The 17,269-nt window shown below is 71.9% G+C and carries 15 protein-coding genes and 1 tRNA gene; 1 reads left to right on the top strand and 15 read right to left on the bottom strand.

The genetic code is table 11. The features are described from left to right. Nucleotides 1-5: 5 nt before the first annotated feature. The 15 genes from atpB to CC117_RS28155 all read right to left on the bottom strand — a co-directional run bounded on the left by atpB (nt 6) and on the right by CC117_RS28155 (nt 16,951). Complete coding sequence (atpB, locus tag CC117_RS28225) at nt 6-899, bottom strand: F0F1 ATP synthase subunit A (RefSeq protein WP_071089457.1); 894 nt, start codon at nt 897-899, stop codon at nt 6-8. A 372-nt stretch (nt 900-1,271) separates the two neighbouring features. Then, on the bottom strand, nt 1,272-1,556 hold the full coding sequence (locus CC117_RS39435; RefSeq protein ID WP_241830488.1) for a hypothetical protein: 285 nt from the start codon (nt 1,554-1,556) through the stop codon (nt 1,272-1,274). Between the two features lie 109 nt (nt 1,557-1,665). Continuing rightward, entirely contained in the window at nt 1,666-2,346 is a 681-nt protein-coding gene (locus CC117_RS39430) for a hypothetical protein (protein WP_241830487.1), read from the bottom strand. After that, the gene (locus tag CC117_RS28210) at nt 2,343-3,452 is read right to left on the bottom strand and encodes an MraY family glycosyltransferase (RefSeq protein WP_071089454.1); all 1,110 of its coding nucleotides are present in this window, start codon (nt 3,450-3,452) and stop codon (nt 2,343-2,345) included. Before CC117_RS28210 ends, CC117_RS39430 begins: the two co-directional genes overlap by 4 nt. A gap of 90 nt (nt 3,453-3,542) precedes the next feature. Beyond that, a complete protein-coding gene (locus CC117_RS28205) occupies nt 3,543-4,808 on the bottom strand; it encodes a serine hydroxymethyltransferase (RefSeq protein WP_071089451.1) in 1,266 nt (421 codons plus the stop codon). A 44-nt stretch (nt 4,809-4,852) separates the two neighbouring features. Further along, complete coding sequence (locus CC117_RS28200; protein ID WP_018639303.1) at nt 4,853-5,503, bottom strand: L-threonylcarbamoyladenylate synthase; 651 nt, start codon at nt 5,501-5,503, stop codon at nt 4,853-4,855. Beyond that, nucleotides 5,503-6,513, bottom strand: coding sequence for a peptide chain release factor N(5)-glutamine methyltransferase (prmC, locus tag CC117_RS28195; protein WP_198542011.1), 1,011 nt, complete (start codon nt 6,511-6,513; stop codon nt 5,503-5,505). Before prmC ends, CC117_RS28200 begins: the two co-directional genes overlap by 1 nt. Before the next feature lie 47 nt (nt 6,514-6,560). Next, on the bottom strand, nt 6,561-7,631 hold the full coding sequence (prfA, locus tag CC117_RS28190) for a peptide chain release factor 1 (RefSeq protein WP_071089448.1): 1,071 nt from the start codon (nt 7,629-7,631) through the stop codon (nt 6,561-6,563). 203 nt (nt 7,632-7,834) lie between these two features. After that, nucleotides 7,835-8,071: a 50S ribosomal protein L31 gene (rpmE, locus tag CC117_RS28185; RefSeq protein WP_071089444.1), complete on the bottom strand. Its 237-nt coding sequence runs from the start codon at nt 8,069-8,071 to the stop codon at nt 7,835-7,837. Nucleotides 8,072-8,282: 211 nt separating this feature from the next. Then, nucleotides 8,283-10,670: a transcription termination factor Rho gene (gene rho / locus CC117_RS28180; protein ID WP_071089441.1), complete on the bottom strand. Its 2,388-nt coding sequence runs from the start codon at nt 10,668-10,670 to the stop codon at nt 8,283-8,285. 511 nt (nt 10,671-11,181) lie between these two features. Continuing rightward, nucleotides 11,182-12,285 carry a homoserine kinase gene (gene thrB, locus CC117_RS28175; protein ID WP_241830486.1) on the bottom strand — a complete coding sequence of 368 codons (1,104 nt, stop codon included), beginning with the start codon at nt 12,283-12,285 and terminating at the stop codon, nt 11,182-11,184. Beyond that, a complete protein-coding gene (gene thrC / locus CC117_RS28170; RefSeq protein WP_084132923.1) occupies nt 12,282-13,415 on the bottom strand; it encodes a threonine synthase in 1,134 nt (377 codons plus the stop codon). Before thrC ends, thrB begins: the two co-directional genes overlap by 4 nt. Then, nucleotides 13,412-14,749 carry a homoserine dehydrogenase gene (locus CC117_RS28165; protein WP_071089438.1) on the bottom strand — a complete coding sequence of 446 codons (1,338 nt, stop codon included), beginning with the start codon at nt 14,747-14,749 and terminating at the stop codon, nt 13,412-13,414. Before CC117_RS28165 ends, thrC begins: the two co-directional genes overlap by 4 nt. A 7-nt stretch (nt 14,750-14,756) precedes the next feature. Then, nucleotides 14,757-16,460, bottom strand: coding sequence for an arginine--tRNA ligase (gene argS, locus CC117_RS28160; RefSeq protein WP_071089435.1), 1,704 nt, complete (start codon nt 16,458-16,460; stop codon nt 14,757-14,759). Between the two features lie 104 nt (nt 16,461-16,564). Beyond that, nucleotides 16,565-16,951: a response regulator transcription factor gene (locus CC117_RS28155; protein ID WP_071089432.1), complete on the bottom strand. Its 387-nt coding sequence runs from the start codon at nt 16,949-16,951 to the stop codon at nt 16,565-16,567. A 73-nt stretch (nt 16,952-17,024) separates the two neighbouring features. Here CC117_RS28155 and CC117_RS28150 point away from each other — a divergent pair. After that, nucleotides 17,025-17,096: transfer RNA gene (locus CC117_RS28150), tRNA-Arg, on the top strand. Nucleotides 17,097-17,269 lie beyond the last annotated feature (173 nt).

Below are 17,269 nucleotides of genomic sequence, written 5' to 3'. Positions count from 1 at the left end.
TGGCTTCAGGCCCGCGCCGCCGCGGCGGCCGGGGTGAGCGGAACGCTCTCCTCGTGGCCGTGGCTCGGGGAATGCTCCGCGTCGTGGTCACCGTGGTCGCCGCCGTGCGAGGAGATCGCTCCGCCGATGTAGGCGGCTGTCAGGACCRTGAAGATGTAGGCCTGCAGGACGTCGATCATCAACTCGAAGGCGGTGAGGCCGATCGCCACCAGGCCGGACACCGCACCGAAGATGAACTGCGGTTTGGGCAGCAGGTAGTCGGCGCCGAGGGCGAACACGAGCAGGAGCATGTGACCGGCGAACATGTTGGCGAACAACCGGATCGCAAGCGTGGCGGGACGGGCGACGATGGTCGAGACGAACTCGATCGGCGCGAGAATGATCTTCACGAACAGCGGCGCGGTTGGCGCCGGAACGAGCATGTCCTTGAAGTAGCCGCCGAATCCRTGCTCACGGATACCGACGATGTTGAAGATCAACCAGCTCGTCAGGGCAAGGATGAGCGGTAGCGCGATCCGCGACGTGGTCGGGAACTGCGCGACCGGAATGATCGCCATGACGTTCGACACCAGGAYGAAGCAGAAGAGAATGGTCAGGTACGGAGCAAAGGTCTTGCCCCGCTCCCCGATCACGTTTCGCGCGATCGAGATGTCGACGAAGTCGTAGATCGACTCACAGAAGTTCTGGAGCCCACGGGGTACGAGCGTCGCCTTGCGGAACCCCAGCCAGAGGAAGACTCCGACGAAGAGCGCCACGAACAGGGTCAGCGCGGACCACTTGTTGAAGTAGAAGTCGATCGGTCCTAGGTCGAACTCAAACCAGCTCTTCGGCTTGAAGACATCGGGCGTCGGCCCATGGAAGCCGTCGTCGGCCACCGCGAGCAGCGATCCGCTCGGCACTTCCGATACCTCCAAGATCATTTATGCTGACAAAGTTCGCGATCCACCCAGGGCTGGATCGACCTCACCCTATACGGGGTGGGCCGCTGCCCCAGGCAATCGAAGACAAGCGGATGACCGCTGGATGCGATCCGTTCACAGCTCCGGCGGCAGGGGACTCACTGTCCCGGACCCGGCGCAGTCGAAGCGGAGGCGTCCAGTGCCGATCGCATCCACACGACGCTCCTCGACAGGGCAGATGCTATCCGGCTGGACGCTGGRGAGCACTCGTTGCAGGACTAAGATCTCCGACGGACAGTCGAACGTTCATCATCCGTTGGGTTTTTGGACATCTTGTCACACTACGTTGTCGATGCGTCGCGCAACGCTCCGTCAACGGGGTGCTCCGAACCGATAGATGACCAGATACAGCGCCGCGACGACGCCGACGATCAGGCCGATCGGAAAAAACAGGGCTTCGAAGCCCAGGAGGCGGTCGGCCCCGAAGCCCACCAGCCCCCAGAACCCGCCGCCGCCGAGGATGGTCCCGATGATGCCCCACGCTTCACCGGGCGGAGGATTCGGCGAGTGGGCCGAGCCTGATCGTAGTCTTTCATCCCTTTTCGCATTGTCCTTTTTGCCCGAATGGCCGCGAGAGGGCCCGTTGGTGTCGCTCACCGTCACGTTGTTCCTAATCCTGGCCGACGGCGGTTCCCCACCCACGACCACTCCGGTCCGCAGGCGGCTGGCTGCCGTTGCCCACGATGCCTGACAGTCCCTGCGGTGCCTACAGCACCTGCGGCTGCTCGCCGGCCACTGCCGGCGGCCCCGCCTGCCCCTGACGGCTGGTCCGGCTCGCCTGACCGGACTGACCGGACTGACCGGTCCGAGTGGCCTGGTCCGCCTGGTCCGCCTGGTCCGCCTGGTCGATCTGGCCGGGCCGCCCGGCCTGGCTCGACCGACTGGGCGGTGCCGCCGGGCCGGTCGGGGGCGCGTTCGTGGCTCTGCGGGGCGCCCCAAGAGAGTCCCCCCGGTCGGCGAGCAGCGGCGCGACCCGCGCCGGGTCGAAGGTCGCCGGATCGTAGAACGGAACCCGCAGCCGGGCGGCGACCCAGACCTCGGCCCCCACCCAGCACAGTGTCGCGGCCATGATCGACCAGGCGAAACTCTGCAGGTCGATCGCGGTCACATCACGTAGGGCCAGCAGAACGACGCCGAGAACGCAGACCTTCGCCGCGTAGATCCCGAGAGCGGCCGGCAGCAGCATCGTGGTGGCCCCGCGGCGGGCGACCGCGACCAGCGCGAGCTTGCCGAGCGCGAAGAACGCCGCCACCAGGCCGACCGCGAGTGCCGCACCGGCCGCACCGGCGGCGCCGCGCACCGCGCCGGCCACTGCCAGCACGACCGCCAGCAGCGCCGCCATCACACACAGGCCGGCCCGCAATGCCGGGAGCGCCGTCGCGATCATGCCCGACGAGCCGCTCGCTGCCCGCCCAGGAGCAGCGCCACGAGCGCCAGCAACCCGACACCGACGGTGGCGGCGAGGATCGGGAGCGGCGAGTCGGAGAAGGACGCCGCCACGCCTCCGAACCCGACGAGCGCGGCCCAGAAGTACATCAGTAGAACCGCCCTGACATGGGAGTTTCCAATGGAGAGAATCCGGTGGTGGAGGTGCATCTTGTCGGYCGCGAACGGCGAGCGGCCGGCCTTCGTGCGCCGGATGACCGCGAGCCCCAGGTCGAGCACCGGAACAGCCAGCACCGCCAGCGGAATCGCCAGCGGGATCAGCGACGGTAGCTGCCTRGAGGGTCCAGCGTAACCCCCGTACGCGACCTGCCCCGTCACCGAGATCATCGAGGCGGCCGACAGCAGGCCGATGAGCATCGATCCCGAGTCGCCCATGAACAGCCGGGCCGGATTGAAGTTGTGCGGCAGGAAGCCCACGCAGACGCCGGCGGTGACCGCCGCCAGCAGGGCCGCGGGCGACGCACGGTAGAAACCGTTGATCACCGCTATCTGGTAGGCGAAATAGAACGTCGCCCCGGCGGCGATCGCCGCCACACCGGCGGCGAGCCCGTCCAGGCCGTCGATGAAGTTCATCGCGTTGACCAGGATGAGCGTCGCGAGAATGGATAGCGGTACGGCGGTCTCCGGGCCGAAGCTGAGCGTGGTCTGACTGTCCCGGTCGATGGCGAAGGACCACTGCACACCCAGCAGAACCATCACGCCCGCAGCGGCCACCTGACCGGCGAGCTTGGTCAGCGAATCCAGTTCCCAGCGGTCGTCCGCCGCGCCCAGAAGACAGATCAGCGTGCCGGCGACCAGTACTGCCCGCGTCTCCGACCAGTCCTGGGAGACCACGGACAGAAATGGCAGATGGTCTGCCACTTCCAGGCCGGCGTAAAGCCCGGCGAGCATCGCCAGGCCACCGAGCCGCGGTGTCGGCGTCGCGTGGACGTCCCGGGCCCGCGGTCGGGCGACCGCCCCGACGCGGAAAGCGATCCAGYGGGCGATCGGGGTCGTGAGGAAGGTGACCGCGGCCGCGACCGCGAAGACGAGCACGTACTCACGCATGTCAACCCATCCCGCAGTTCATCGTTCGCCTGGGCGGACCTGGACAGACCAGACCATCACCGGCATTCCAGCCCGTCGCCAGGTGCCCGGCTATCTCGGGTAGGCCGGGTAGGCCGGGTAGCGGTCAACCAGTGTCGACACCGCCGCCGCGACCTCCCCCACCGCGCCCGGGTCGCGGACGGCGTGGGAGATCAGCCCGGCGATCTCCTTCATCTCACCTTCGCGCATGCCCTGGGTCGTCACCGCGGGGGTGCCCACCCGAATGCCGGAGGAGACCGCCGGAGGCTGCGGGTCGAACGGGATCGCGTTCTTGTTCAGCGTGATCCCCGCCGCGTCGCAGCGGGCCTCGGCATCGCGCCCGGTCACGCCGAGCTCCCGCAGATCGAGCAGGACGAGATGGGTGTCCGTGCCACCACCGACCGGCCGCAGCCCCTCGGAGGCCAGACCGTCCGCGAGCGCCCGCGCGTTGGCGATCACCTGCCGTGCGTACGCGGCGAACGCGGGGCTCGCGGCCTCCCGCAGCGCGACCGCCTTGGCCGCGACGGCGTGCATCAGCGGCCCGCCCTGGCTGAAGGGGAAGACCGCCTTGTCGATACGGGCGGCGAGCTCGGCGCGGCAGAGGATCATGCCGCCCCGAGGGCCACGGAGGACCTTGTGGGTCGTGAAGGTCACGACATCGGCGTAGGGCACAGGGCTGGGCAGCGCCCCGCCGGCGACCAGGCCGATGAAGTGCGCCGCGTCCACCAGCAACCAGGCGCCCACCTCGTCGGCGATCGCCCGGAACACGGCGAAGTCGATCTGCCGCGGGTACGCCGTCGCACCACAGATGATCATTTTGGGTCGGTGCTGGAGTGCGAGCCGGCGCACCTCGTCGTAGTCGATCAGCTCGGTGTCCTCCCGGACGCCGTAGCCCACCACGTCGAACCAGCGGCCGGAGAAGTTCACCCGGCTGCCGTGGGTGAGATGCCCACCGTGCGGCAGTGACATGGCCAGGACGGTGTCGCCGGGGGTGAGCAGCGCCGCGTAGGCGGCGAAGTTCGCCTGGGCACCCGAGTGGGGCTGCAGGTTCGCGTGGTCGGCTCCGAACAGCGCCCGGGCCCGGGCGATCCCGAGCTCCTCCGCCCGGTCCACCACCTGGCAGCCGCCGTAGTACCGGCGCCCCGGATAGCCCTCGGCGTACTTGTTCGACAGCGTCGACCCCAGCGCCGCCAGTACCGCCGGCGAGGTGAGGTTCTCACTCGCGATCAGCTGCAGCCCCTCGCGCTGCCGGCTCAGCTCGTCGAGCACGACCGAGGCGATCTCCGGATCAGTGGCTCGCAGCAGGTCGAAATCCGGGCCCCAGAACGGGGTGCTCATGCTGTCTCCACCGCCCGCCGCCATGAGGCCCAGGATAGGACGTCTCAGCGGCGGGCAGGCTCCTGGACGAGCGGCAGTACGGAGCGCAGCGCCGCCAGCCCGACCGCGCCCTCCCGCACGACCACCGGAACGGGGCCCGTGCAGTCCAGGATCGTCGACGCGGTGCCGACCGGTGTCGGACCCCCGTCCAGGTACACCTCCGCGGCGCCACCGAGCTGCATCATCGCGTCCTGCGCGTCCGTCGCCGCCGGACGCCCGCTGATGTTCGCGCTGGACACGGCCATCGGACCGGTCCGGGCGAGCAGCTCCAGCGCGACCGGGTGCAGCGGCATGCGGACGGCGACCGTGCCACGGGCGTCACCCAGATCCCACCGCAGGGATGGCGCGTGGTTGATGACCAGGGTCAGGCCGCCCGGCCAGAAGGCACGCATGAGGTCGCGGATCTGCCCGGTGACCTGCTCGGCGAGCCCGTCCAGCGTCCGCCAGGAGCCGACGAGCACCGGCACGGGCATGTCCCGGCCACGGCCCTTGGCAGCGAGCAGCCCGGCCACCGCGTCGCGGTCGAACGCGTCCGCACCCAGGCCGTACAGGGTGTCGGTCGGCAGCACCACGAGCCTGCCCCGGCGGACGGCGTCGGCGGCCGCGTCCAGCCCGGCGGCGCGCTGCCCCTCGTCGGAGCAGTCGAAAACCAGCATCAGACGTCCTCTCCGGCGCTGCCCGGCCGGCCCCGGCCCGGCGGATCCCACCGGGCGGTGACGAACCGGTCCCGCCCAGCGAGATCGGGATGATCGACGATGTCGAACCACGAACCAGACCACGGGCCGCCGCTCGCGAGCAGCGAGGGAACCGCCTGCCCGTGCTCGTCGGCGTGCTCCATGACGAGCAGGCCGCCGGGACGCAGCAGCTCGGCCGCGGCCGTCACCACGGCCCGCGGGCCGTCCAGGCCGTCCGGCCCGCCCCACAGCGCGGCGGGCGGGTCGTGCCGACCGACCTCGGGCTCGACGCGGGACCGCTCATGGTCAGGAAGATACGGGGGATTGCTGACCACCAGATCGACCCGCCCGGCCAGCTCCGCGAGCACCGAGAGAACCCCGTCCACCGGCCCGGCGCCCGCTCGGGTGGCTGGTGGGGAGCCGGGCGGAAGACCGGCGCCGATGACACCCACGTCCGCCTGGTGCACCCGCACGGGCAGGCCGGTGCGCCCGACGTTGCGGCGCAGCCAGTCGAGCGCGGCCGGTTCCAGCTCGACCGCATGGACCTCGGCGCCGCGGACCTCGTCCGCCAGCGACAGCGCGATGGCTCCGGACCCGGCACACAGGTCGACGCAGATCGGACGTACCGCGCCGGAGGCCCGCAGCAGGCGGATGGCCTCCTCCACGACCCACTCGGTCTCCGGGCGCGGGATGAAGACTCCCGGCCCGACGGCGATGTCCAGCCGCCGGAAACCGGCGAGACCGGTCAGGTGCTGCAGCGGGACCCGGTCCGCGCGCCGTTCGACCAGGTGGCGCAGCTCCTGGGCCGCCGAAGTGCTGATGACCTCGACCAGCGCCAGCCGCCCGCGGGAGACGTCGAGGACGTGCGCGGCGAGCTGCTCGGCATCCCCCCGCGGGCTGGCGACGCCGGCCGCGGCCAGCCGTGCCGCCGCGGCGGCGAGCTCGCCGGCCAGGGTCACCTGGCCCTCCGGCGTCACCGCGGTCGGCGGGATCTTCACCGGCGGGATCTTCACCGGCGGGATGGTCCCCGGCGGGATGGTCACGGGGCCCCCGCCATCCGGGTGGCCTGGTCGGCCTCGGTCAGCGCGTCGATCAGGGAGTCAAGGTCGCCGTCGAGAACCTGCTCGAGGTTGTGGGCCTTGTAGTTGATCCGGTGGTCACTGATCCGGTTCTCGGGGAAGTTGTACGTCCTGATCTTCTCCGAGCGGTCGACCGTGCGGACCTGACTGGCCCGGACCGCCGCCGCCTCGGAGTCGGCCTTCTCCCGGGCCGCGGCGAGCAGCCGGGCGCGCAGGATCCGCATCGCCGACTCCTTGTTCTGGAGCTGGCTCTTCTCGTTCTGGCAGGACACGACCACGCCGGTCGGCAGGTGGGTGATGCGCACCGCCGAGTCGGTCGTGTTGACGCTCTGCCCACCGGGCCCGGAGGACCGGAACACGTCGATCCGCAGGTCGTTGGGGTCGACCTCGACGTCCACATCGGCCGCCTCGGGCAGCACGAGCACGCCCGCCGCCGAGGTGTGGATGCGCCCCGCGGACTCGGTCACCGGCACCCGCTGCACCCGGTGCACGCCGCCCTCGAAACGCAGCCGCCCGAACACCCCGTGGCCGGGCGCGGCGGAGCCGCGGGCCTTCACCGCGACGCTCACGTCCCGGTAGCCGCCGAGGTCGCTCGGGTTCGCGTCCAGCACCTGGGTGCGCCAGCCGCGCCGCTCCGCATAGCGCAGGTACATGCGCAGCAGATCGCCCGCGAACAACGCGGACTCCTCGCCGCCGGCGCCGGCCTTCACCTCGAGAATGGCGTCACGGCTGTCGTCGGGGTCGACCGGCACCAGGTAGGCCCGCAGCCGGCCGTTGAGCTCGACCAGGCTTTCCTCCAGCGCCACGACCTCGTCGCGGAACGAGACGTCCTGCTCGGCGAGTTCCCGGGCGGCCTCCAGGTCGCCCTCGACGCTCTCCAGCTGCCGGGCGAGGTCGACCGGTGTCGCGAGCTCGGCGTACCGGCGGGTCAGCTCCCGTGCCACCGACGGGTCGTTGTGCAGGTCCGGGTCCGCCAGCCGCTTCTCGATGTCGGCGTGCTCGGCGATCATGCTCGCGAGCGGGGAGGTCATCACAGTTCCTTCAGTCGTCAGGACCGGCGTCGCAGGCCCCGCGGCCGCGAAGGCTGTGGCGACGTTACCGCCAGTTCGCGAGCGGCGGCGCGCGGCGCCGACCGGCACGCGGGAACAGGGAAGGCGGAAACACCCCGGGTACGCGAACGGCAGGACGCGAACGGCGCCCGCCCGGGAGACCCGGTGCGGGCGCCGCGGAACACCTACTTCGCGCCGCCGGGCGCCTCGCCGGGGCGGCGCCGGCCGAACCGCCGCTCGAACTTCTCCACACGCCCGCCGACGTCCATGATCTTCTGCTTGCCCGTGTAGAACGGGTGGCACTGCGAGCACACCTCGGCGCTGATGGCGCCGTCGTCCTTGGTCGAACGCGTGGTGAACGTGCTCCCGCAGGTGCAGGTCACCAGGGTCTCGTTGTACGTGGGGTGGATGTCAGCCCTCATGGCCCCTCTTCCGATGTGGCCGCCGGGTCGCTGCCGCGGGCGCGGACAGCGTGAACCGGAGCCGATGGTTTGCCAGTGTGCCAGACCCGTCCGACCGGGCCTGGCCCGCCGCCGGGTACAACACCGCCGGCGGGACCCGGTGTTCCGGGTCCCGCCGGCCGTGATGCCCGCGGTGCGCCAGGGCCCGGAACGTGCCGGGCCCGCGGTGCGGTCAGTCCTGCGGCGGTGCGGTCTTGGCGATCTGCATCAGGAACTCGTAGTTCGTCCGGCTCTGCTTCAGCCGGTCGAGCAGCAGGTCGAGTGCCTGCTGCGGCTCCCGGGTGTGCAGGACGCGCCGCAGCTTGTGCATGATCACAAGCTCTTCGGGCGCCAGCAGGATGTCCTCCTTGCGGGTTCCGGAGGCGTCGACGTCCACCGCCGGGAAGGTCCGCTTGTCGGCGATCTTGCGGTCCAGCTTGAGCTCGGCGTTACCGGTGCCCTTGAACTCCTCGAAGATGACCGTGTCCATGGTGGACCCGGTCTCGACCAGCGCGGTCGCGATGATMGTCAGGGAGCCGCCGTTCTCGATGTTGCGCGCCGCACCGAGGAACCGCTTCGGCGGGTAGAGCGCCGTCGAGTCGACACCACCGGACAGGATGCGCCCGGACGCCGGCGCCGCCAGGTTGTAGGCCCGACCGAGCCGCGTGATCGAGTCCAGCAGGACCACGACGTCATGACCCAGTTCGACGAGCCGCTTGGCCCGCTCGATCGACAGCTCGGCGACGTTGGTGTGGTCGGCCGGCGGGCGGTCGAAGGTCGAGGCGATGACCTCGCCCTTCACCGACCGCTGCATGTCGGTCACCTCCTCGGGGCGCTCGTCCACGAGCACGACCATGAGGTGGCATTCCGGGTTGTTCGTGGTGATCGCGTTGGCGATCGCCTGCAGCACCATCGTCTTGCCGGCCTTCGGCGGGCTCACGATCAGTGCGCGCTGGCCCTTGCCGATCGGCATCACCAGGTCGATGACCCGGGTGGTCATCATGTGCGGCTCGGTCTCGAGCCGCAGCCGCTCCTGCGGGTACAGCGGGGTGAGCTTGTGGAACTCGGGCCGGCCGCGCGCCTCCTCCGGCTCCATCCCGTTGATGGTGTCCAGCCGGACCAGCGCGTTGTACTTGTCCCGGCGCTGCTCGCCCTCCTGCGGCGCGCGCACCACGCCGGTGATGGCGTCACCGCGGCGCAGGCCGTTGCGCCGCACCTGGGCAAGGCTGACGTACACGTCCGTGGGACCGGTCAGGTACCCACTGGTCCGGATGAACGCGTAGTTGTCGAGGACGTCGAGGATGCCGGCGACCGGCACGAGGACGTCGTCCTCCCGCACCGTCGGCTCCGTGTCGGTCGTACCGCCCTGGCCGCCGCGCCCGCGGTTGCGCCCGCGCTCCCGGAAACGGCCCCGGCGGCGCCCGCCGAACTCGTCATCGCCCTGACCCGCGTCGCCCTGCGGCGTGCGGTCGGCCGGCCGGTCACCCGGCTGGGTCCGGTCACCGGACCTCGACCTGTCGGCGCCGCCACGGTCACGCTCGCGGTCGGCGGGCGCAGTGCGCCCCCCGCGGTCGCTGCCGGACCGGTCGGCACGGTCGGCACGGTCGCCGGAACGGTCAGACCGCTCGGGACGCTCGGCGCGCTCGGACCGCTCGCCGGACCGGTCAGGCCGCTCGCCGGACCGCTCCCGGTCAGCTGCCCGCTCGGACCGCTCGCCGGACCGGTCAGGCCGCTCGCCGGACCGCTCGCCGGACCGGTCAGGCCGCTCGCCGGACCGCTCCCGGTCACCGGAGCGGTCACGGTCACCCGTGCGCTCGCGGTCGCCGGAGCGGTCACGGCCGCGCGCCGTGGTCTCGGATCCGCTCGCCCCGACCCGGGCCGGGGCGCTCACCGCGGCGACCGGCGCCGCGGCGCCTTCGGCGGCCGGCTGGGGACGCGGGGCGTCCTCGGCGGGCTCGGTGCCACCCTGCAGCGGGGCGGCCGGAAGGGTCTGCTGCTCTCCCGCAGGGCTCGTCACCCCACGGGAGGAGCCACGCCGCCCGCGCACCCGGGTCGTCGTGGGCGCCGACTCGGTGGAGACGGCCGGCACGGCGGCGCCGGCCTGGGCCGGCTCCGCCGTGCCGCTTCCCTGCGTGGGCGCAGACGCCGGGGCGGTGCCCGGGATGTCCTGCACCGGCTGCGCGGCGGGCGCGGGCGCCGACGACTCGGCATGCCCCGACGGCTCGGCGGAACGCGGCTCCGGCCGGGCTGCCACCTCCCCGTTCTGGACGTTCTGGATGGCCGCGATCAGCTGGCCCTTGCGGAGCCGGCCGACCCCGGGAATGCCCATCTGCGAGGCCATCGCCTGCAGCTCGGGCAGGAGCATGGCGGACAGGCCGGTGCCGGACCGCCGACGCCGAGGCGCGGACGCATCGGCGGAAGCACCGGCCGGCCCGGAGAGGACGGCATGACTGCCGTTCGCCCCGGCCGCACCGGAGGTGTCTACGGACGTCAGGCCGGCCGCAGCGGAACTGTCGACGGGCGAGGCAGGCGCCGCAGACTCACGTGCGCTGTCGGGCAGCACGTCGGTGGTGTCGCTCAAGGTTTTCCTTCCTGGAAGGAACCGGCTTCTCGGGCCGGGCGTAGCGTGTGGATTTTCTTCGCCTGCGCGCATGCCGGATGTAAGGAGATGCAGCACCCTTTGAACGGCGAGCATCGCGCCCATCAAAGGCGCTGACGGCCGACAGCCGCGAGCGAACCCGATTTCCCGCCGACGGGTGCCGGTACGCCAGCCGAGGCAACGGCGACGAGGCTTGAAGCACCGGGATCCCTGACCAGGACCGGCCACCGTGTGCGGCCGACCGCTGCCGTGAGGCTCCACTGCAGCTTGGCCGCCACTGCGGACCAGATCAGGCTGGCGGGGCGAGCACGCGCCGCGGCGGCAGCGGGTGCAGTCACCAGACTATCCAGACGGAGACACGTCGGCAACAACCTAGAGACCTCTGGATCTCTCGATGACGCCACGAGGGACTCTCCGATGACCGCCCGGCGCCCCTCCGCGGCGCTCAACCCACCCGGACGGCGCCATTAGTACACCATGTGGAGCGGAGACGCTACCCTTTGGAGTCGAGGGGCTGGAGTCGCGCACCCTCGGTGTCGACTGTCAGCGGGATCACGGAGAAGCCCGGCGCGGGCACGCCGATCGCCGCGGCCGCCTGGCCGCCGCCGACCGCCAGCGCCACCACGGACGGCCCGGACCCCGAGAGCGCCGCGGGAACGCCCTCCGCGCGCAGCCGCGCCACCAGATCGGCCGAGGCGGGCTGGGCCGGCAGCCGGTACGGCTGGTGCAACCGGTCCTCGGTGGCGGCCAGCAGCAGCTTCGAACGGTCCGCGCCCTCGCCCGCCGCCGGCTCGGCGGCGCTGAGCGCCAGGGCGAGCAGGGCGGCCCGGCCCACGTTCACGGCGGCGTCGGCGTGCGGAACCCGCTCCGGCAGCGCACCCCGGGCCTGCTCGGTCGACTGCCGGACCGACGGGACGAAAAGCACGGGCCGCACCTCGGCGGGCGGCGCGACCCGCACCGCCTGCGGCACCCCGGCCTCGTACCAGGCCACGGTGAGGCCACCCAGCAGAGCGGCCGCCACGTTGTCCGGATGGCCCTCGATCGCCGTCGCCACCCGCAGCAGCCCGGCCGGGCCCAGCAGGGAGCCGGCGAGCGCGTCGGCAGCCACCACACCCGCCACGATGGCGGCGGCCGAGGAGCCGAGTCCCCGCCCGTGCGGGATCCGGTTCACGCACCGCAGCGCCAGGCCGGGCTGCGGCAGCCCCAGCTCGTCGAAGGTGGCGCGGATGGACCGCACCACGAGATGCGCCTCGTCGGCGGGGACGGTGTCCGCCCCGATGGTGTCGACGGTGAGGCCGGTGGACGTCAGCCGCACGGACACGTCGTCGTACAGGCCCAGTGCGAGACCCAGGGCGTCGAAGCCCGGCCCGAGGTTCGCGCTCGACGCCGGGACCAGCAGGCGGACCGCACCGGCCGGCGCCTCCCCCGCCGCCGTGCCGGTTTCCGTCGCCCCCCGCACCGCCACGACCTGCGCTGCGCCGTCGTGCCGTGGCCCGGAGAGCGGCTCGGTGGGAGCCGGGATCCCGGCCGCACCGGCCGCACCGGTGGAGCTGGCGGCGTCGGTGGAACCGGCGCCGCGGCGGTCGACGGCCGTCACAGGCCGCGCAGGCCGAGGGCCTCGGCCGCCCCGGCGACGGTCGGCGGGATGGTCTCGGGCTTCGCGGCACCGCTGATGGCCCAGTCGGGATCCTTCAGGCCGTTGCCGGTGACCGTGCACACCACCCGCTGACCCGGGTCCAGCCGGCCGTCGGCGTGCGCTGCCAGCAACCCGGCGACACTCGCGGCACTCGACGGCTCCACGAAGACGCCCTCCCGGCGGGCGAGCAGTCGGTAGGCCGCCAGGATCTGGCGGTCGTTGACGGCGTCGATGAGGCCTCCGGAGGCGTCCCGCGCGTCGGTCGCGAAGTCCCAGGACGCCGGATTGCCGATGCGGATCGCGGTGGCGATGGTCTGCGGGGAGGTGACCACCTCGCCACGAACGATYGGCGCCGCTCCGGCGGCCTGGAAGCCGAACATGCGCGGGCGCCCGGTACCGGCCCGGGTGTCGTCCTCCACGTAACCGCGCCAGTAGGCCGTGATGTTCCCCGCATTCCCCACGGGCAGGCAGTGGATGTCCGGTGCCTGCCCGAGCGCCTCCACGATCTCGAAGGCCGCGGTCTTCTGGCCCTCGAGGCGGTAGGGGTTGACCGAGTTGACCAGGGTGACGGGGAAGGTGTCGGCCAGCTCGCGCGCGACCCGCAGGCAGTCGTCGAACGATCCGTCGACCTGGAGCAGCCGTGCCCCGTGGACCAGCGCCTGGGCGAGCTTGCCCAGCGCGATCTTGCCACTGGGCACGAGGACCGCGCAGGTGAGCCCGGCCCGCGCGGCGTAGGCGGCGGCGGAGGCCGAGGTGTTCCCGGTCGAGGCGCAGATGACGACCTGGGAGCCCTCCCCCACGGCGCGGCTGATCGCGACCGTCATCCCGCGGTCCTTGAAGGAGCCGGTCGGGTTGGYGCCCTCCACTTTGAGGTGAACGTCACACCCGGTCAGTTCGGAGAGGTGATCCGCATGCAGAAGAGGGGTGCCCCCCTCTCGCAGGGTGACCACCGGCGTGTCCATGGTGACCGGAAGCCGGTGCCGGTACTCCTCGATGATTCCTCGCCAGGCCCGGGGCAGGTGCCCAGAGGCATCCGACCCACCCGGCGTGCCCGGTCCACTCGATACCGGCGTCGACGACACCGCGGTCATGACTCAACTCCCTCGACCCGCACCACGCCCGACACGGCCCGCACGCCGTCGAGAACCCGCAGGTCCTCGACGGTGGCGGACAGCGCCGCGTCCGCGGCCGGATGGGTGACCAGGACCAGGCTGGCGTCATCGCCACGGCCGTCCTGCCGAACACTTCTGATGGAGACATCGTGCCGTGCGAACGCACCGGCGACCGCGGCCAGTACGCCGGCCTTGTCCGTGACGTCGAGCTGCAGGTGGTAGCTGGTCACCGTCGGGCCCATCGGCAGGATCGGAAGCGCCGCGTATGCGGACTCCCCCGGCCCCTGCCGGCCGGCGACGCGGTTGCGGGCGACCGCGACCACGTCGCCGAGCACCGCCGACGCCGTCGGTGCGCCGCCCGCGCCGCGGCCGTAGAACATCAGCTGCCCGGCGGCCTCCGCCTCCACGAAGACCGCGTTGAACGCCTCACGCACCCCGGCGAGCGGATGCGAGCGGGGGATCATCGCCGGGTGGACCCGCAGGCTGATGCCGGGGCGGTCACCAGCCCGTTCCGCGATCACCAACGCCTTGATCGTGCAGCCGAGCTCCCGGGCGCTGGCGATGTCGGCGGCGGTCACCGCGCCGATGCCCTCCCGGTAGACGTCGTCGATGGTCACCGGGGTGTGGAAGGCCAGCTGGGCGATGATCGCGGCCTTCGCGGCGGCGTCGAAGCCGTCGATGTCGGCGGACGGATCAGCCTCCGCGTACCCGAGCTCCCCGGCCTCGGCCAGCGCCTCGGCGAACGAGGCCCCGGTCTCGTCCATCCGGGTCAGGATGTAGTTCGTCGTGCCGTTGACGATGCCGAGGACACGGCGGATCCGGTCCCCTGCCAGGCTCTCGCGCAACGGGCGCAGCAGCGGGATCGCGCCGGCCACCGCCGCCTCGTAGTAGAGGTCGACGCCGGCCGCGGCCGCCGCGTCGTGCAGCGTCGAGCCGTGGGTGGCGAGCAGCGCCTTGTTCGCGCTGACCACCGACTTGCCCGACCGCAGCGCCGACAGCAGCCAGGTGCGCGCCGGCTCGATCCCGCCGACCACCTCGATCACGATGTCGACGTCGTTCCGGGCGATCAGCGCGTCCGCGTCGGTGGTGAGCAGCTCCCGGTCGACGGCCGCCCCGCGGACCCGACCAGGGTCGCGAACCGCGATCCCGGCGATCTCCAGCGGGGTGCCGACCCGGGCGGCCAGCTCGTCGGTGTGGATGCCCAGCAGGCGCACCACCTCGGAACCGACGACGCCACACCCGAGCATCGCGATCCTCAGCGGGCGGTCGGCACTCGCCGGGCTGTCGGCCCCGCGGCCCCCGTCAGTCGTCATTCGCCCCTCACATCCGTTCCGGCGCGCTGACGCCGAGCAGACGCAGCCCGTTCGCCAGGACCACCCGGGTGGCCTCAACCAGCAGCAGCCGGGCGGCCGTCACCGCCGTGGGCTCCTCGTCGCCCTGGGGAAGCACCCGGCAGGAGTCGTAGAAACGGTGATACGTCCCGGCTGTCTCCTCCAGGTACCGGGCTATGCGGTGCGGGGCGCGCAGCGCCGCCGCCGTCTCGACGACCCGCGGCAGCTCACCCAGTGCCCGGATCAGATCGACCTCCCGCGGATGGCTGAGCAGCGAGACGTCGACCGAACCGGCATCGAACGCCTCGCCCACCGACGTCGCCAGGCCCAGCGCGGCCGCGTTGCGGATCAGTGAGCTGATCCGCGCGTGCGCGTACTGGACGTAGAAGACCGGGTTGTCGTTGGTCTGCCGGGCGATCACATCGAGGTCCAGGTCGAGCGCGGAGTCCATCGAGGCCCGGACCAGCGAGTAGCGCGCCGCGTCGACCCCGACCGCGTCCACGAGGTCGTGCAGGGTGAGGAACGTTCCGGCCCGCTTCGACATCTTGACGRCCTCGCCGCCCCGGGACAGCGTCACCATCTGGCCGATGATCACGTCGAGGGTCTGCTCGGGATCGTCCCCGAAACACGCCGCGATGGCCCGCAGCCGGCCGATGTAGCCGTGATGGTCGGCACCCAGCAGGTAGCAGAGCCGGTCGAACCCCCGGCGGCGCTTGTCCCGATAGTAGGCCGCGTCAGCGCAGAAATAGGTCGGCCGCCCGTCGCTCTTGACCAGCGCCCGGTCCTTGTCGTCGCCGAAGTCGGTGGTACGCAGCCAGACCGCGCCGTCCGCCTCGAAGACATGGCCCTTCGCACGGAGCTCCGCCACCGCGGCAGTCAGCTCACCCGCGTCGTGCAGGCTGCGCTCCGACTTCCACAGGTCGAACTCGACGCCGAACCCGGAAAGCGTCGACCGGATCTCCGCCAGCATGATCTCGACGCCGTCGCGGGCGCACACCGCCAGTGCCTTGTCGTCAGCGCCAGCCCCGTCGGAACCCGCCCCGACCAGCTGCTCCAGCGCCGGATTCGCCGCCTGGACCCTCGTCGCGATCTCGGCGACATAGGCGCCGTGGTACCCCTCCGCGGGCGCCGGCTCGCCGCGCAGCGCCGCCAGGATCGACGCGCCGAACCGCTCGACCTGCACTCCGGCGTCGTTCACGTAGTACTCGGTGCCGACCTCGAATCCCGCCGCCGCCAGCACCCGGGCCAGCGCGTCACCGACCGCCGCCCAGCGCGCCGACGCCAGCGTCACCGGGCCCGTCGGATTCGAACTGACGAACTCCAGGTTCACCCGGACACCACGCGCGGCCGCCGCCCGGCCATACGCCGCACCGGCGCCCACGATCGACCGGGCGATGTCGCCCATCGCCGCGCCGGCCAGCCGGATGTTCAGGAACCCCGGGCCGGCCACCTCGACCGCGGCCACACCCGGATCCGTTCGCAGCCGCGCCGCGAGCAGATCAGCCACCGCCCGCGGCGGGCGGCGAGCCTCCTTCGCGAGCTGCAGGGCGACCGGCGACGCGTAGTCGCCGTGCTCGGGCTGCCGCGGGCGCTCGACAGTGACCGCGGCAGGCACGGCCACGTCGAGCTCGCCGTTGGCGACGGCATCACGAACGGCCGCAACGATGGAGTCGGCCAGCTCGGCGGGGGTCATGTCGCGATGCTATCGGCGCGCCCGGCCAATCCGGTCGCCGCGCGCCCCCGGCCCGACCCCGACCCCGCAACCGGCGGCGCGCCGCACCAGGCCACGCCCGGACGTCAGACCGGCTGACCCGCCGCGAGCCGGCTGACCACGCCGATCAGCATGTCCGGATCGAACGGCTTCGTCAGGTAGTAGTCCACACCCAGGCGGGCGCCACGCTTGATGTCCGCCTCCTGGGCGCGCGCCGTCAGCATGATCACTTTGATGCCGGCGGTGGCCGGGTCGTCCCGCAGCCGCGCGGCGACATCCCAGCCGTTCACCCGCGGCATCATGATGTCCAGCGTGATCACCTGCGGCGCGATCTCGTGGACCCGCTCGAGACAGTCAGCCCCGTCCACCGCGGTGTGCACCTCGAAGCCTTCCAGCTCCAGGTTGACGACCACGAGCTGACGGATCACGGCATCGTCGTCCACGACGAGCACCCTGGGGGCGGTGAAGTACACGGGCGAAGCTTACGGGCACCGGGTTGCGCAGTCTGCCGATCCCACCTGGTACGGTATGCCTGCTTGCCCTGYAGCCCCCGTAGCTCAGGGGATAGAGCACCGCCCTCCGGAGGCGGGTGCGCAGGTTCGAATCCTGCCGGGGGCACACGACTTGGGGTACGTGTGTTCAGCGTGGGGCGCTTCGCTGGGGCGTCGTGTCATTTTGGTTGGGGGGGCCTAGCCCCCCCCATACCCCCCCGAGTGGCCTGGTGTGGCTTGCGGGATGCGGGTTTCTGGGCAGTTGCGGTCTTCTGGTCTTTAGTGTGTTTTGTGATGGAT

This window comes from Parafrankia colletiae, assembly GCF_001854655.1.
GTDB classification, from domain to species: Bacteria; Actinomycetota; Actinomycetes; order Frankiales; family Frankiaceae; genus Parafrankia; species Parafrankia colletiae.
Note: the sequence above shows the minus strand (reverse complement) of the source record. Positions and strands in the feature narration are given on the sequence as shown.

Bases quoted from the DNA above. Each gene is read 5' to 3' on its own strand.
- CC117_RS39430 (WP_241830487.1), bottom strand. From the start codon at position 2,346: ATGATCGCGACGGCGCTCCCGGCATTGCGGGCCGGCCTGTGTGTGATG.
- CC117_RS28205 (WP_071089451.1), bottom strand. From the start codon at position 4,808: ATGAGCACCCCGTTCTGGGGCCCGGATTTCGACCTGCTGCGAGCCACT.
- CC117_RS28200 (WP_018639303.1), bottom strand. From the start codon at position 5,503: ATGCTGGTTTTCGACTGCTCCGACGAGGGGCAGCGCGCCGCCGGGCTG.
- prfA (WP_071089448.1), bottom strand. From the start codon at position 7,631: ATGACCTCCCCGCTCGCGAGCATGATCGCCGAGCACGCCGACATCGAG.
- rpmE (WP_071089444.1), bottom strand. From the start codon at position 8,071: ATGAGGGCTGACATCCACCCCACGTACAACGAGACCCTGGTGACCTGC.
- CC117_RS28165 (WP_071089438.1), bottom strand. From the start codon at position 14,749: ATGACGACTGACGGGGGCCGCGGGGCCGACAGCCCGGCGAGTGCCGAC.